The sequence below is a fragment of the Paraburkholderia sp. AV2 genome (assembly GCF_054968425.1).
The window spans coordinates 22,098-37,801 of the sequence record NZ_JBANLK010000055.1; the positions used below are offsets into that span (position 1 = coordinate 22,098).

16 protein-coding genes and 3 pseudogenes are annotated in these 15,704 nt (G+C 61.9%); 6 read left to right on the forward strand and 13 right to left on the reverse strand.

What is annotated here, in order from left to right:
* Positions 1-198: 198 nt before the first annotated feature.
* Positions 199-1,194, forward strand: coding sequence for an L-histidine N(alpha)-methyltransferase (gene egtD, locus V8683_RS26905; protein ID WP_411191977.1), 996 nt, complete (start codon positions 199-201; stop codon positions 1,192-1,194).
* A 57-nt stretch (positions 1,195-1,251) separates the two neighbouring features.
* On the opposite strand, the gene V8683_RS26910 is transcribed toward egtD, so the two are convergent.
* The gene (locus tag V8683_RS26910; RefSeq protein ID WP_411191976.1) at positions 1,252-1,548 is read right to left on the reverse strand and encodes an acylphosphatase; all 297 of its coding nucleotides are present in this window, start codon (positions 1,546-1,548) and stop codon (positions 1,252-1,254) included.
* A 200-nt stretch (positions 1,549-1,748) separates the two neighbouring features.
* Between V8683_RS26910 and hpnA the strand changes: the two genes are divergently transcribed.
* On the forward strand, positions 1,749-2,759 hold the full coding sequence (gene hpnA, locus V8683_RS26915) for a hopanoid-associated sugar epimerase (protein ID WP_411191975.1): 1,011 nt from the start codon (positions 1,749-1,751) through the stop codon (positions 2,757-2,759).
* A gap of 152 nt (positions 2,760-2,911) precedes the next feature.
* A complete protein-coding gene (locus tag V8683_RS26920; protein WP_411191974.1) occupies positions 2,912-3,427 on the forward strand; it encodes a hypothetical protein in 516 nt (171 codons plus the stop codon).
* Between the two features lie 12 nt (positions 3,428-3,439).
* On the opposite strand, the gene V8683_RS26925 is transcribed toward V8683_RS26920, so the two are convergent.
* Both V8683_RS26925 and hpnC read right to left on the reverse strand, forming a co-directional pair.
* Complete coding sequence (locus V8683_RS26925) at positions 3,440-4,615, reverse strand: glycosyltransferase (RefSeq protein WP_411191973.1); 1,176 nt, start codon at positions 4,613-4,615, stop codon at positions 3,440-3,442.
* A 24-nt stretch (positions 4,616-4,639) separates the two neighbouring features.
* Positions 4,640-5,509, reverse strand: a complete 870-nt coding sequence (hpnC, locus tag V8683_RS26930) for a squalene synthase HpnC (protein WP_411191972.1) — start codon at positions 5,507-5,509, stop codon at positions 4,640-4,642.
* Between the two features lie 420 nt (positions 5,510-5,929).
* Between hpnC and ispH the strand changes: the two genes are divergently transcribed.
* Together ispH and hpnH are read left to right on the forward strand one after the other, a co-directional pair.
* Positions 5,930-6,874: a 4-hydroxy-3-methylbut-2-enyl diphosphate reductase gene (gene ispH, locus V8683_RS26935; RefSeq protein WP_411191971.1), complete on the forward strand. Its 945-nt coding sequence runs from the start codon at positions 5,930-5,932 to the stop codon at positions 6,872-6,874.
* Positions 6,875-6,886: 12 nt separating this feature from the next.
* Positions 6,887-8,038 (forward strand): adenosyl-hopene transferase HpnH, encoded by a 1,152-nt coding sequence (gene hpnH, locus V8683_RS26940; RefSeq protein ID WP_411191970.1) that lies wholly within the window; start codon positions 6,887-6,889, stop codon positions 8,036-8,038.
* Positions 8,039-8,290: 252 nt separating this feature from the next.
* Here hpnH and V8683_RS26945 read toward each other — a convergent pair whose 3' ends face one another.
* Positions 8,291-8,722 carry a GFA family protein gene (locus V8683_RS26945; RefSeq protein WP_411191969.1) on the reverse strand — a complete coding sequence of 144 codons (432 nt, stop codon included), beginning with the start codon at positions 8,720-8,722 and terminating at the stop codon, positions 8,291-8,293.
* Between the two features lie 211 nt (positions 8,723-8,933).
* Complete coding sequence (locus V8683_RS26950; protein ID WP_411191968.1) at positions 8,934-9,593, reverse strand: hypothetical protein; 660 nt, start codon at positions 9,591-9,593, stop codon at positions 8,934-8,936.
* 649 nt (positions 9,594-10,242) lie between these two features.
* Between V8683_RS26950 and V8683_RS26955 the strand changes: the two genes are divergently transcribed.
* Positions 10,243-10,779 (forward strand): hypothetical protein, encoded by a 537-nt coding sequence (locus V8683_RS26955; protein WP_411191967.1) that lies wholly within the window; start codon positions 10,243-10,245, stop codon positions 10,777-10,779.
* A 71-nt stretch (positions 10,780-10,850) separates the two neighbouring features.
* Here V8683_RS26955 and V8683_RS26960 read toward each other — a convergent pair whose 3' ends face one another.
* The 8 genes and pseudogenes from V8683_RS26960 to V8683_RS26995 form a co-directional block, all read right to left on the reverse strand.
* Positions 10,851-11,186: a hypothetical protein gene (locus V8683_RS26960; protein WP_411191966.1), complete on the reverse strand. Its 336-nt coding sequence runs from the start codon at positions 11,184-11,186 to the stop codon at positions 10,851-10,853.
* A gap of 66 nt (positions 11,187-11,252) precedes the next feature.
* Entirely contained in the window at positions 11,253-11,477 is a 225-nt protein-coding gene (locus V8683_RS26965) for a hypothetical protein (RefSeq protein ID WP_411191965.1), read from the reverse strand.
* 172 nt (positions 11,478-11,649) lie between these two features.
* Positions 11,650-12,036, reverse strand: coding sequence for a hypothetical protein (locus tag V8683_RS26970; protein ID WP_411191964.1), 387 nt, complete (start codon positions 12,034-12,036; stop codon positions 11,650-11,652).
* A gap of 193 nt (positions 12,037-12,229) precedes the next feature.
* Positions 12,230-12,855, reverse strand: a pseudogene (locus V8683_RS26975) (tyrosine-type recombinase/integrase).
* 131 nt (positions 12,856-12,986) lie between these two features.
* Complete coding sequence (locus V8683_RS26980) at positions 12,987-13,415, reverse strand: hypothetical protein (RefSeq protein WP_411191963.1); 429 nt, start codon at positions 13,413-13,415, stop codon at positions 12,987-12,989.
* Between the two features lie 540 nt (positions 13,416-13,955).
* Positions 13,956-14,234, reverse strand: coding sequence for a hypothetical protein (locus V8683_RS26985; protein ID WP_411191962.1), 279 nt, complete (start codon positions 14,232-14,234; stop codon positions 13,956-13,958).
* Between the two features lie 315 nt (positions 14,235-14,549).
* Positions 14,550-14,750 (reverse strand): annotated as a pseudogene (locus V8683_RS26990) (methyl-accepting chemotaxis protein); the annotation flags it as partial.
* A 260-nt stretch (positions 14,751-15,010) separates the two neighbouring features.
* Positions 15,011-15,661: pseudogene (locus tag V8683_RS26995) on the reverse strand (HD domain-containing phosphohydrolase); the annotation flags it as partial.
* Positions 15,662-15,704: the final 43 nt, after the last annotated feature.

Consider the following 15,704-nt stretch of genomic DNA (forward strand, 5'->3'; position numbering starts at 1 on the left):
CGCGCGATGCTGCCTGCCGTAACCGCCGCCAGCAAGCGATCAAACACGATCAAGCGCGATTTAGTCCGTGCAGATCGCGCCGGCATGGACTAGAACAGAAAGTCTGGCTACGGAACCGCCCTTCCGTGCGAGCCGCCTTCGCCCCGACCTTCGCGAGGTGCGCGCCGCCGGCCGCCGTCCAACGCACCAGGAGCCCGCATGCCCCGTCCTGCGCACCGCCCCGCCGCAGCCCGCCCCGCCGTCGCTTCCCCTGCCGTCGCCGCCTTCGCCGCCGAGGTCCGTGCCGGCCTCACGCACGCGCCGCAGAAGGAACTGCCGTCGAAGTATCTGTATGACGAAGTGGGATCGGCGCTGTTCGAAGTGATCACCGTGCTGCCCGAGTACGGCGTGACCCGCGCCGAAGAGCGCCTGCTCACGCGCTACGCGGGCGAAATTGTCGACGCCCTGCCCGCCGACGTCACCGTTGCCGAACTCGGCAGCGGCAGCGGCCGCAAGACGCGCCGCATCCTCGAAGCGCTGTGCCGCAAGCGGCCCACCTCGTACTGCCCGATCGAGATTTCGCGCACCGCCTTGCAGTTGTGCCGCCGCGAGCTGGCCGATATCGAGCGCATTTCCATCGTCGGCTACGAGCGCGACTATCTGGCCGGCCTCGCCGAAGTCAGCCGCCGGCGCGCGCCCGGCGAGCAGCTTTTCGTGCTCTTTCTCGGCAGCACGATCGGCAATTTCGCGCGCCTCGCGGCCACGCGCTTTCTGCGCGACATCCGTGCGATGCTCAAGCCCGGCGACACGCTGCTGCTCGGCACCGACCTCGTGAAGCCCGTGGAGACGCTGGTGGCCGCCTACGACGACGCTATCGGCGCGACGGCCGCCTTCAACCTGAACCTGCTCGCGCGCATCAACCGCGAGCTCGACGGCAACTTCGACCTCGCCGCCTTCGAACATGTCGCGCGCTTCAACCCCGACGCACGCAGCATCGAAATGCATCTGCGCGCGAGGCGCCGCGTGGAGGCTCACGTGGGCGCGGCACACCTTTCGGTCGCGCTGGAGGCGGGAGAGACGATCTGGACCGAGAGCAGCCACAAGTATTACGCCGACGAAATCCCCGCGATCGCCGCCGACGCGGGGTTCAGCTGCGCGCGTCAATGGGTCGAAAAGGAGTGGGGATTCGCGGAGAGTCTGCTTGCGGTGAAATAACGCCGAATCGACGTCGAGGCGTTGCCCTCGCCGGCGGCGAGGGCAACGCGAAAGCCTTCAATGCTGCTCGAAGCGCTCGTAACGTTTGTCGGTGTGGCGCTCTTCGCTCACCACCTCCGTGACGCGCGCGGAGGGCGGTCCATGACGCAGCCACGAGAGCATGCGGTCCACCTGGTTGGCCGCGCCCTGAATCACGGCCTCGACGGAGCCATCCTCCAGGTTGGCCACATAACCGCGGATGCGCAGCGCGTGCGCCTGGCGTGCCGTTGCGTGCCGAAAGCCCACGCCCTGCACCGTCCCGCGCACGCGCACGTAGTACGTCTCGATGCGCGAATCCAGATCCGGTCCAGTCATCGTTCAATCTCCTGTCTCTGTGCCACTCTCTGCGCGGCATTGTAGACGCCACGGCGCGCGAGCGTGCGTGCCGCCGCACCGGCCGCGCGCCACGTACAATCCGTGCCACGCCGGCGGCACGGCCGCCTCCGAAGCCACCGCATGCAACCGAACCCGACTGCGCGCCATCCGGCGCAAACCGACCAGGAAGTCCATCCCGTATGACCGCCAACTCCCGCGACCTCGTGCTGATCACCGGTGCCTCCGGTTTCGTCGGCTCGGCCGTCGCCCGCATCGCGCAAGCGAAGGGCTATGCCGTGCGCGTGCTGGTACGCTCGACGAGCCCTCGCACCAACCTCGCCGCGCTCGACGCCGAAGTCGTGACCGGCGACATGCGCGACGCCGCTTCCATGCGCGCCGCCCTCTCCGGCGTACGCTACCTGTTCCACGTGGCCGCCGACTACCGCCTCTGGGCGCCGGACCCGCACGAGATCGAGCGCGCGAATCTGGAAGGCGCGCAAGCCACCATGCGCGCGGCGCTCGAAGCCAGGGTCGAGCGCATCGTGTACACGAGCAGCGTCGCGACGCTCAAGGTCACGAATTCGGGCGCCTCCGCCGACGAAACCTCGCCGCTCACCGCCGAACAGGCCATCGGCGTCTACAAGCGCAGCAAGGTGCTCGCCGAGCGCGCCGTGGAACGCATGATCGAGCGCGACGGCCTGCCCGCCGTGATCGTCAACCCGTCCACGCCGATCGGTCCGCGCGACGTGAAGCCCACGCCCACGGGCCGCATCATCGTCGAAGCGGCGACCGGCAAGATCCCCGCGTTCGTCGATACGGGCCTGAACCTCGTGCATGTGGACGACGTCGCGCGGGGTCACTTCCTCGCGCTGGAGCACGGACGCATTGGAGAGCGCTACATCCTCGGCGGCGAGAATCTGCCGCTGCAGCAGATGCTCGCCGACATCGCGGGCATGGTCGGCCGCAAGGCGCCCACTCTCGCGCTGCCGCGCTGGCCGCTCTATCCGCTCGCGCTCGGCGCGGAAGCCGTCGCGCGCTTCACGAAGCGCGAACCGTTCGTCACCGTGGATGCGCTGAAGATGTCGAAGAACAAGATGTTTTTCACGTCGGCGAAGGCGGAGCGCGAGCTGGGGTATCGCGCGCGCCCTTATCGGCAGGGGCTGGAAGACGCGCTCGCCTGGTTCCGCGAAGCGGGCTATCTGAAGCGCTAACGGGCAGGCGAACTGTCTGGCACCGTTTTTTCGCGCTTTTGCGCGCGAAAATCGCATTCTGTTACAACTTTTATTGCGACATGCGCGCAACGCCGGAACGGCAAGCCATGCGCGCAGTGGGTAAAATCGCGGGTCTTACCTGGAAGCCTCGCATGAATCTACAAGAACAGATCGGCGCGCTCGACGCAGGCGTCGATCAGCTCCTTCAGGCGGCCGCCACCGAGGCGGCGCAGCCGAGCACCCAAGCCGATGTCGCTGTCGAAGAGAAGGCGCACGCCGCGCAAGCGGCTGTGCCGGTTGAAGCGCCGCAGCCCGCTCCGGCGGAAAAGGCCGACGCGCCCGCTCCTAACACGCTGAAGATCGACCGCCCCTCGCAGAATCAGCTCACGATGGAGATCGACGGCAAGACGGTGCTGCTCAATCCGCTGCAGGTGGGTGAACTGGTCGAGCGCCTCGCGAACGTGCGCGCCTCGATGCAGCCCGAGCCGCCGCCCGACCTGCCGCCCGGCTGGCGCTTCGTTTCGACGAAGAATCCGGCAATGGCCGTGCAGAAGCAGTCGAACGGCGACCGCCTGCTCGTGCTCCGCCATACGGGCCACGGCTGGGTGCCGTTCACGTTCACGCCGGACATGGTCGTGCAGATGTACATGATGCTGACGCAGCGCTAAGGCTGCGCCACGTCAACGCCCCTGCGCCGGCGCCTGCACGCGCGCCTTCCACTGCCCGCCCTTGCCGCGCCAGAAGCGCCACGCCGAAGCAAACGTCGCGCCCACGTAGAACAGCGCGACGAGCGGCAGGAACGGCGCCCACAGCGGCGAGCGCCGGTAGTAGGCCAGCATCGGCGCATAGGCGCAGCACATGAGCGCCCACGCGAGCCACGCGGGCCAGCCCTTGGGCCCAAGCCCGAGCGCGACGACGGGCGGCGCGAGATAGATCACCGTCATGCCGACGATCGTTCCCGCGAGCTGCCACGCCGAGTAGTGCAACTGCGTGAAGGCCGTGCGCGCGATCATGTTCCAGATGTCCTTCCACGAATCGTACGGGCGCAGCGACACGCTCTTCGCTGCCACGTCGAGCCGGATCGGGTGATGCCCCGTGCCACGATGCTTGATGCGCGCGGCGAGGCTGCAATCGTCGATCAGTTCGGCGCGGATCGATTCGATGCCGCCCGCTTCCTCCAGCGCCTCGCGACGCACCAGCATGCAGCCGCCCGCCGCCGCCGCCGTCTTGTTGCGCCGGTCGTTGACCCACGAGAACGGGTAGAGCTTCGCGAAGAAAAACACGAACGCCGGAATCAGCGCCTTTTCCCAGAACGAGTCGCAGCGCAGGCGCACCATCAGCGAGACGAGGTCGCGCTGTTCCGCCTGCGCGCGCACGACGAGCTGCGCGACGGCATCCGGCGGATGGCCGATGTCGGCGTCGGTCAGCAGCAGATAGTCGGCGGGCAGGCCCAGCGTGCGCACCGCCTCGATGCCCTGCGACTGCGCCCACACCTTCCCCGACCACCCCGCCGGCAGCGGCTTCGCCGCGATCACGGAAAGCTTCTCCGGGCACTGCAGCGCGAGCGCCGCCACGCGCGCGGCTTCGGCCGTGCCGTCGGTGCTGTGGTCGTCGATCACGATCACGTGGAAGTCGCCCGCGTAGTCCTGCTGAAGCAACGAACTCACGGCCTCGCCGATGGCGTCCGCTTCGTTGCGCGCCGGCACGACGGCGCAGACGGCGGGCCAACCGGCCGCGGGCTCGACTAAGGGCAGCGGCGCGGCAGGACGGGCGCGCCAGAAACCGCCGCGCCCGAGCAGCAGGACGAGCCAGATCAGGAGCGAGAGGCAGGAGAGGGCAAAGAGGATCGTCGTCATCGCGTCGTTATCTTTCAGGCGTTTTCAGGCGTTGTTACTTTCGATCGAAGGCGCGCGCACGCCGGTGCGGCGCGACAGCCACATGGCCGCCGTGCGGCACAGCACCACGGCCCAGTCGGCGGGAGCGAGCGCGTGGCGCTCGCGAAACACGTCGTAGCCCGCGCGCTCGATCCGTTCGAGCAGCCGCAGGCCGCCATGCACGACGCTGCCGAGCTCGAGGCCGAAGCGCCCCGGCACGCGCAGCGCCAGCGGCGCGCCGCTCGCCATCAGCGAACGCGCGAACGCCACCTCGTGACGCATCAGATTGCGCCAGGCGTCGTCCACCACGCCCGCCGCGATCTGCGCCTCGGTTACGCCGAAGCGCGCGAGGTCGGCCTGCGGCAGATACAGGCGGCCGCGCCGCCAGTCCGCGCTCACGTCCTGCAGGAAGGTGATGAACTGGAGCGCCGTGCAGATCGTGTCGGAGTCGGCCAGATTGTCGGGCGTCGCCGCGTCGATCAGGTGCAGCATCAGATGGCCGACCGGATTCGCCGAACGATGGCAGAAGTCGAGCAGTTCGAGGCGATTGGCATAGCGCACCGTATCGATGTCCTGATCGAACGCCGAAACGAGGTCGTAGAACGGCCTGAGCGGCAGCCGGCACTGCCGCACCACCTCGGCGAGCCTCGCAAACAGCATGGGATGGACGGACGCGGGCCGGCCCCCGGCCACCGCGTCGAGGCCGGCACGAAAATCCGCGAGACGCGCATGGCGCTCGGCAGGACTCCAGTCGCCTTCGTCTGCAATGTCGTCGGCGGTGCGCGCGACATGGTAGATCACGCCGACCGGCGCCCTCAGCGCCTTCGGCAGCAGCACGCTCGCGACCGGAAAATTGTCGTAGTGGTCGGCTTCCATCCAAAGCGTCCAGATTGGGGTCGGGTCCTCCGGCGCCTTGCGGCCAGCCGGGCGAACCCCGCGAACGCGTTAGTGTAAGGGTTCCGGAGCCGTGCTGCACTGCGGCATAACCCGCGCCCGGCCTGGCGTTCCTGCCTGAGCGCTTGCCTGCGAGACCCGTGCTCGACCCGTGCGCGCACCCCGCGGCCCACGGCAGAGAGAGGCGTGCCAGCCGGCCGCGACCGGCCGGCGTCGCGTCCGCGCCGCACCCCAAGTGCTTGTCACAGCAAACGGTTGGCGAAGCGGTTAAAATGCGCGTTTAGTCTCGCTCGGGCCGACGTCCGGCTGGACTTGTGCACCTAAATTAATATGATGGGCGCGGCGAACGAGTCATTTTTACCGGATTCTTCGACTAGCGCGCCAGTCGGAGTTCGCCACCCTATGCGAGTGATCCTTGCCCAACCCCGCGGCTTTTGTGCGGGGGTTGTCCGCGCTATCGAGATTGTCGATCGCGCACTGCAGAAGCACGGCGCGCCGGTCTACGTACGCCACGAAATCGTCCACAACCGCCATGTGGTCGAAAACCTGCGTAACAAGGGCGCGCGTTTCGTGGAAGAGCTCGACGAAGTGCCCGAGGGCGCGGTCGCGATTTTCAGCGCGCACGGCGTGGCGAAAACGGTGGAACGCGCCGCCGAAGAGCGCGACCTCGACGTGCTCGACGCCACCTGCCCGCTCGTCACGAAGGTGCATGTGCAGGGCCGCCAGTACGTTGCGCAAGGCCGCACGCTGATCCTGATCGGTCATGCGGGCCACCCGGAAGTGGAAGGCACGATCGGCCAGATTCCGGGCACCGTGCTGCTCGTGCAGAGCGAAGCCGACGTGGCGAAACTCGATCTGCCGCTCGACGCGCCGCTGGCCTATGTGACACAGACCACGCTTTCGGTGGACGACACGCGCGGCATCATCGACGCGCTGCTCGCCCGCTTCAGCGATATGGTCGGCCCGGACACGCGCGACATCTGCTACGCCACGCAGAACCGCCAGGCCGCCGTGCGCGAGCTGTCGACCGAAGTGGACGTGCTGCTGGTGGTGGGCGCAACGAACAGCTCGAACTCGAACCGCCTGCGCGAGATCGGCAGCGAGTCGGGCGTGGCGAGCTATCTCGTCGCCGACGGCTCGGAAGTGAAGCCGGAGTGGTTCGAGGGCGTCACGACCGTCGGCCTGACGGCGGGCGCCTCGGCCCCCGAAGAGATGGTCGAGAACGTGATCGACGCGCTGCGCGCGTTGGGGCCTGTCGAGGTGTCGACGATGGCGGGCCGTGAAGAAAAAGTCGAATTCAAGCTGCCGTCGAAGCTCTTGCAACCGCTCGTCGCGCGCGAAGTTTAAGGAGGACACACCTTGTCTATTCCGCTGCTACAAAAAGTCCGCGTTGGCGCGTACATCTTCCGCCAGCATTTCGGCGGCAACAAACGCTATCCGCTCGCGCTCATGCTCGAGCCGCTGTTCCGCTGCAATCTGGCCTGTAACGGCTGCGGCAAGATCGACTATCCGGATCCCATCCTGAACCAGCGCCTGTCGCTGCAGGAATGCCTCGAAGCCGTGGACGAGTGCGGCGCGCCGGTGGTTTCCATCGCGGGCGGCGAGCCGCTCCTGCACAAAGAAATGCCGCAGATCGTCAAGGGCATCATGGCGCGCAAGAAGTTCGTGTATCTCTGCACGAACGCGCTGCTCATGGAAAAGAAGATGGACGACTACGAGCCGAACCCGTACTTCGTCTGGTCGGTCCACCTGGACGGCGACCGCGAAGCGCACGACCACTCGGTTTCGCAGGAAGGCGTGTACGACAAGGCCGTCGCGGCCATCAAGGAAGCCAAGCGCCGCGGCTTCCGCGTGAACATCAACTGCACGCTGTTCAACGACGCCGTGCCCGAGCGCGTGGCGAAGTTCTTCGACACGGTGGGCGAGATCGGCGTGGACGGCATCACGGTGTCGCCGGGCTATGCGTATGAGCGCGCGCCGGACCAGCAGCACTTCCTGAACCGCGACAAGACCAAGAACCTGTTCCGCGAGATCTTCAAGCGCGGCAACAACGGCAAGAAGTGGTCGTTCAGCCAGTCGAGCCTGTTCCTCGACTTCCTGGCCGGCAACCAGACCTACGAATGCACGCCGTGGGGCAACCCGGCGCGCACGGTGTTCGGCTGGCAGAAGCCGTGCTATCTGGTCGGCGAAGGTTACGTGAAGACCTTCAAGGAACTGATGGAAACCACCGACTGGGACAAGTACGGCACGGGCAAGTACGAGAAGTGCGCGGACTGCATGGTCCATTGCGGCTTCGAGGCGACGGCCGTGATGGACACGGTCGCGCATCCGCTCAAGGCCGCGCGCGTCGCCCTCTCGGGCCCGCGCACGACGGGCGCGTTCGCGAAGGACATCCCGCTCGACACCCAGCGTCCGGCCGAGTACGTGTTCTCGCGCCACGTCGAGATCAAGCTCGAAGAGATCAAGAGCGCGGCCAAGACGAAGAAGCCGGCTACGGTCGCGGCAGGCTGATGGCAGGCTGACACTTCACCAACGTCTTGCCTCGAAGGGCGCAGCGGTTCAAACCGCTGCGCCCTTTGTCTTTTTATGGCTTATCGGAGCGAGCGCCGAAATATCGCTTCCGGGATAGCAACGCTTAAACCCTGCGCGACAGCCCAAAGAAACCGGACAGGTGACTTACTCAGCCGGCCGCCGAAACCTTACAAGCCAACGTTGAAATTCATCATCGGACCAGGACCTGAGACGGTTCAGCAGAGACCCTGATTAAGCATCAACTTCATTTGACTGCTGGGGCGACTGAGGAAAGTGCGGAATTGTCTGATCAAGGCACACCCACTGTTGCGCACTCGCGGTATATATGTCTAGCGTTGGCTTGAAGTCCGAGGTGTCGTCCAGCGAGGGAAAGCGGATAGAAGTGACTTGTGAATAAGCTTCGCTTTGCGTGAACAAAGGCGTGCCACAGTCAGGGCAAAAACTGCGGGTTGCGAGACTGCCGCTGCTTGCACGAACGGCGTATGTTTTCGGTGTACCAATGATCTCAAGGTCGGCGGTCATGACGATGACGCCTGACGCAAAAGGAGCGCCACTTGAGAGCTGACAGTCTCTGCAATGACAGTTGATCATGGCTACGGGTTCCCGCACGCTGGTATAGCGCACCGCGCCGCATGCACAACCGCCTGAGAAAGGAATGTTCATATTGCGATCCCCTATCGATATCGGGCTTGATTATACGGATACAGCTTTTCTGGTGGCCACCTACTGCTCGACGCGGCAGACCGTAGACGACCCGTTTCCGCCATCGGTCTTTAAGACCATCCGACGGCGGCTTTCAAGCTCGTTCGGACATTACCTCCGGAGCGAACCCTTGCACTACTCGGAAGCAACGGGGAAAGAACTCTCGTGCCCCTCAATCCCTCCCTATATGCCAGCTCGACAGGTTTACGATTGGCGACAAATCTAAAACAGTGAGATCGATCTCAGCCGAAGCAAGCGAGCGGAGTATGTTCGGCAGCACCTTTGACAAGATCAAAGTTCGCGGCAGTTCGTCAGCTGACCTCCATCCCGCTCCGAAGGCGAGATGTTCCATCTTTGACAGGCCAGTCGCTTCAAGCACGTCTCGGACTTCGGCCTCGGTGAGTCGGATTGATGTTTGAAAAGTAGGATCATCAGTTCGCCACAGTGCAAGTTTCTCGATCGTTCCGGAAACTCGGTCGTCGGAAAACGCCTTGGGGATACTTAGCAACAACTCGCACCAATCGGAAGCATTCTGCAAGTACAAACCCCACGGTTCGAAGCAAGGCCGACTAAAAGCCAGAGAAATGGAGCTGGCGATGCGCTTTCCCTTCCTTGCTTTTTGCCGCCGATAGGCCGCGAGCTCTATTGAATCGAGGGCGTCAGGAATGCTGACAATAATCTCGCCGTCTTGAAATGCTGGAAGTCGGTACCAAACCCACCCCGTGCCCATATCTTTGCGCGAGCAATTGATGCCCGTCAGCTCCGCTTCCGTGAGCGAAGGCGAGATGGTGATGTCTGCTGGATGATGGAGGTCGAATTTCGCGTCATTCATTTGCACATACTACCGCTACGGCTTGAGAGGCATCGATTGGCGATGATCGAAGTGGTAATGTCGAACGTCGGCTCGTGGCCGCACAGCGATCGAGAAGATGCCGCATGCGAACATCCATGTGGTTGATTTACGCGCGGGGCGAAAGACTCTGCGCGACGGCTCGCCAAAATTGGACCGCCTTGAAGTCGCCAGCAGACTCCGCCTTGCTAGCCAAACTTGCCGCGAAAATATGAGCCATCCGCCCATGGCGTAGCGTGAGTTCGTGCCCTTTCCGAGACACCTCGACCCAATCGACCTCGGCGTGTACGTTCGCATCAGCATTCATGGGTTTTTTTCACGGTTGTTAACCGTCGAGAGATCGACATTCTTGGCCGTGAGTGCGGCTCGTCGGACAACGATTCCGAAATCTCGCGATACCTTCATCTGTAGATGGCCGGAGCAAATGTGTAGCCACGATTGTTAACGATCTACGTGTCGGTGTCGACCGGCCGCTGTTGGCCGGCTAGCGCCCGACGACCGAGCGCGGCGATTTCCTCGGGCGCGGCTTTCATGCAATGGGCATGATTCGACCCGTTGCGGATCTTCAGATTTCGCAATAGCGGCCGTTCACCATTGGAGTAGTTGCTTTCCGAGATCAAACGATACGACAATGAACGCGCAAGAGTTCGACGAGGTATTCGAAGAAACTGTCGCAAAGCGCCTGACGAACGAGGGCTTTCGCCGTGAAGGAAAGAGCCTGTACATGGCGGACGGGGTCTGCCAGTTTGGGTGGATACGTGGCGGTGGCAGGCTTTCCCAAGCGGGTATGCTGGCCCACGTTATCGTCTTCCGGCACAGCTTTCTGCGCGGCAAGTCTGGCGAGATTCACACAAACGCACCGCGCGCGGCCGGTGACTACCCGTGGATATTAAGCGGAGAGCATTTGGTAGGTAGTTCGCGGATCGATTGGTGCTTTGATCCATCCCGGTTAATGACACCTCCATATGGCAACCTCAACTACACCGCGTTATCTGCTGACCAAGTTGCGGCCTTGATGGACGCTCGACGGGTTGCGCTGCTCAACTACGTTGCATGGGCCCGTGCGTTGAGCCTCGCCGAAGCGCACGGTCAAGTCGCCAGGTATGCGAAGGACTACTGGATTGCTCGTATGTGGGATGAGGACTATCGAGTGATCTTGAAGCGCTGATGGTCGATGCAGTTTGTCGACGATCCACAGGGTCGGGTTGACCGACTGCTTCTGGCGGATCGCCGCCTAACTTATTGCCCCGATTTCGGAGAATAATCGGTGAATTTAGATGCGACCCATTCAGCATTATCCGTATCGTAGGAGTATCCGGCGACCGGCATCACGCTCAGTTGGTAAAGTTCATCTTTCTCGTCGGGCATGGCCTGCCATGCAGTCGGCTCGACACCATACCCTTGCTCAGCATCTCGCTTGGCCTCGTCCAAATTTAAATACCAGTGATCGCCTTCAACGTCGCGGGCTGAAAAAGAGAAGTAACGGATGAGTAGGACACCGTCGGTCAGCCCAAGGATCAGAACCGATTCTATGTTTGGCCACTCCCGTGAGTTGGCCTTGGCCCACAAACGCATGGTTTCCTCGAATTCTTGTGCCCGCACGCATTGTCAACGATCTAGCAGTCTGGGGAGAGTGACCGCTCATGGCCGTTCTCCCCCTTTCTCACGGCCCGGCTCAACTGGCTCTTGCTCATCCTGGGAAAGAAGGTCGGATAGTTCAGACGCGGAGAGGCGTTTCATCTTCTTTTCGAGCTTGCGATCGTATTGCCGGTCGTTGGGCTCTGAGGCCTGAGCCTTGCGGGCGTACTGCTGGACGAAGCGACTAAGCTCGCCAGTTAGCCGAGTTTTTGCGCGGCTCGTAGTCATGTGTGGATCCGGTGCTAATCCAAGTTACGTCTTGCGTCTGCCTGCGTCGATTGTCGGCGATTCAGGTCCCGACGTCGACTGCCCCCTTCTGGCGGATCAGCGCCTGATGCAGAGTGGATAGTCCAACCCTGAGCGGCTACCCTATTTGACTCATGGCGGACACTCAAGAACGTTACTTTGATCGACCGAACCAGCGCTCGAAAATATTCGACGTGTCCTTACCTTTCTCAAAGACACGTTCGCGAATTTTATTGCCGTTGCCGTCGTGGAGATCAAGTTGCAATTTCGCAGATTTGAATACGACCTTCAGATCCACGTCATTTGCATAACACAGCTCAGTAAATTCCTCGATTGCCTGATGATACATGGGGTCGGAGACGACAATAAACCTGACTTCCGCTGCAGCTTGCCTTCTGGCGTCGTACCAATTGACCACGATTTCCTTCCATTCGCGCATTTCCTGAATCAGATTTTCCGGATCCGTAAGCTCCATGGAAAGTATGATGACGAACAAGTCCTCTTGCTGCTCGCTTTTCTTGCCGAATTCTTTGTATTTCATATCAGATATCCGGATGGTCGATGCCCTCCAATGTGTTATCGGCTCAGTGAGACCATTCCTGAGCAGTTTGGTGCTGCTCGTTATGACCGCGCTCGTTGCTGGGGAAGCAATCTCGATTGTTGGCGATCCTTATTGCGATGTCGACGGTCCGTTCCTGGCCGGTCAGCGTCCCCTCGCTAACCGGCCTACCATCCTACACCTCGGTCTGTTCGGCCATTTCAAGTGCGTCATCTACCTCGATGCCGAGGTAGCGGACTGTGCTTTCCAGTTTCGTGTGGCCAAGCAGCAACTGGACGGCCCGCAGGTTCTTCGTGCGACGATAGATCAACGACGCCTTGGTCCGGCGCATCGTGTGAGTACCGTAAGCGGTGTCGTCCAGACCGATTGAGGCGATCCACCGATGGACCAGCCGAGCGTATTGCCGCGTCGACAAGTGCGGAGAGTCATGAATTCTGCTCGGGAACAGAAAGTCGGTTGCATGCAGCCCCGCATACCTTATCCATGTCGCGACGCTGTCGCGGGTCTGTTCGGTGATCTCGAACTGCACCGGCCGTTGCGTCTTCTGCTGCATGATCGTCGCGCGACTAGCGATGTGATCCCCATGACAGACGTCCCGCACCCGAAGCTTCGTCAGATCGCACGCCCGAAGCTTGCTGTCGATAGCGAGATGAACATGGCCAGGTCCCGCACGCGAGACGAGAGTTGCAGGCGCACTCGGATCGCCCAAATCTCCTTCAGCTTCAGCGGTGGCTTCTGACCGGTCAATCTCCCTTTGTTCCACGGCACCCGCGACGGACCGGTATTGGTTGGCGTGCTCATAACAATCTCCTTTCAGTTGAAGGGAGATCCAGTGTGTGTCCGAAACAACGGGCGCTGCTCGACCCAACTCGGACTTTGGACGCTCTACAAAACGGACGTTCGATCGTCCTATCCTCGCCGCCCAGAACCGGTTACAGGGCCGCCGAGATTGCGCGCTGCACATTGGGATCGAAGTGGTTCCGATACCAATCAATCATTCCCCGCATATGCGGCTCGGCCGGTGGCGTATCCCCCGCGCCTATAAGTTCTGCACATGCGGCCGCCACCGCGGTGAGAGTCCGTGCCGTTTCCGGGACATAAGGTAGATCGAGATTCCTGTCGTGACGCGCCCGGATTACTTCGTAGCGAACGTTCTCGGGCAGCGTCCACGCACTAATCAAGAATTCCTGCACGCTCACTTGTCGCCCGCCTACCTGGACAGAACGACCGCGATGCTCTTCAGCATAGCCGGCCTGTTCCAACCGCTCGCAACTATCGATAGCTGCATTTAGAACTTCACGAATCAATTTCCAGTTTGTTTTCATTTCACCCCTTTGCAGCCGCTTCAATGAAATGTTCAAGACGTCCTGTCGCAAGAATCGACGCTCAGTAATTGTCGGCGATTGGAGTCACCGCGTCGAGCGCCTGTTCCTGGCCGGAAATGGTCTGAAGCCTTTGGATCCGTCCGTCCCCAAGAGCACGTTCAGAGGTTTTCGGACGCGGAGACTCGCAGCAATCTAGCGTGCTCCTATCCAATAAACAAGCCATCCCCAAGGGCCCCACCGTTCTATCAGGTCCTGTTTTTTGGTGAGGTACACGGTTGTCCCATGATTGTTGTACGGAATTGTCTTGCCACTTCTGACATCCGGGAATCGAGGTGCCCCCAAGATGGCTCGATCATAGCTTTCCGTGCTCCAAGCCAGACAGGCAATGCCGATTAGCAAGCTGGCGAAGTAAATCGAGGAGATGGCCATCCGTCGGGTGTTCATCGCCTGCCTATCCAATGCACTGCCGTAACGATAGAAAACATTGTCTGGATTGTCGACCATCTTCGCATCGCTGTCGAACGTCCGGAAGTGGCCGAGCACAGTCTGGTTGCCGTAAAACAGCCCCTAGCTTGACTATGAAGCGGTATCCCGTTGCACGTAGAAACCCCACACGCCGTTGGAAAGCTCAGTGGCTGCGAAGCAAACTGCCTTTCCAGGAATTGTGATTTCATAGACCCATGCACGATGACGTTCGCTGGGATAAGCCGGGTGCGGAACGACAATGTGTTCCTGAGACACCCGTCGCCAGTTGCCGGCATGCAACCACGGATTGATGCCATTGATCGAGAGAGGTGCGCCCTCAAATCCAACATGAATTGGCTTCCAGCCGTCGGTAAATTCTTCAGTTAGCATCTTGGTCTTCTGGATTCTCTATTATCTTGCCGACTATCTCGAACGACCGGTTGTGGCCGACCAGCGCCCCACGGCCAGGCGTGAAGATCGCTTCGGCCGTGCGTCTCATGCAAAGGGCATGACTCGATCCGTTGGGGTCTGTTGATCGCAAAAAAACAGGGGACCGGCTTACAAGCTATATCGTTCACCTGGCGAGAGCCCGGATCTGCCCACCCTGAGCGGCCCGTCTGCGCCCGCACTGGCACATCCATGGCACCCTGGCCCGCGACTCAGGTCTTCACTCATTAAGAACCCGTGCGGACGAAGGTTCCACACTCACACCACCCGGAACCGCTCAACGTTAGAGCGCAGATCCTCTGCCTGCGACTGCAGCGACATCGCGGCAGCGGCGGCCTGCTCGACGAGCGCCGCGTTCTGCTGCGTTACCGAATCCATCTGCGTCACCGCCTGGCTAACCTGAACAATCCCCTTGCTCTGCTCGGATGATGCCGCTGAAATCTCGTTCACGCTACCGGATGCCGCTCACGTTTGAATGCCCAGGTAATGCGTCCGGCAAATGTCGCTGCATGGCCGGGATGGAGCATCGCCTGCTGATCCTCCGCCTCGATGCACCAAACTCGTAAAGCGTTTCGGACAGGACGCAGCAGGATTGACAGAGATCCATGCACGCATGGCGGAGCTCGAGGGTGCCTTGCCGTCTCGTGCATGACGACGACCTCGTCATGTCGTCGCTCCACGCCAGTCTTGAGCCACGCACCGTGCTGATTTCGCAGACCTTACAGCAGCCCCAGTGTCGACGCTTTCAAGGTCGCGGCAGCGCGCGTCGAGCATTCGAGTTTGCGAAACACGCTCTCCATGTGCGTGCGTATCGTGCTCGGACTGAGTTCGAGCTCACGGGCTGCCTCCTTGTTGCTCGCGCCGTGGCTGATGAAACGCAATACTTCGATCTCGCGCGCCGTAAGCCGGATTGCCGACTCCCGGGGGCGTGCACTGCCTGACGGCGCTTCGCCGGCATTGAGCATCGCTTCAACAACCTCTCTGTCGAAGCGCCCCGTGTCTGCCTCAGCGCGTATTAACGAGGCCGCTTCTGTAGCGGTTAGCGCATCGCGCCATGGACGCTTTTGTCCCAGCGCGACCCACGCGACTGCCGCACTGAGCACACGGGCGTTGAGCGACAGCGCGCCTTCACCGGCGCCGCGGAAGTAACCGCTCCCGTCGGACCGCTCGTAGGCATGAGATGCCAGCTCCGCCGCCTGCGCGAGTGTGCCCGTCTGCTTGCCGGCGCGAGCCGTCCAGTACGGGACGAGCCTCACTTTCTCCCATTCCGCGGCGCTTAAACGCCCGGGTGAATTCCAGATCGCATTGGGCACCGCAGCCCGTCCGATTCCATGAATCAGCCCCGCCTGGTACACCTGGTGTTCCGTCGCGATCTAAACGGTATTCTGTAGTGCGAGATATTTGGCGTTGAGA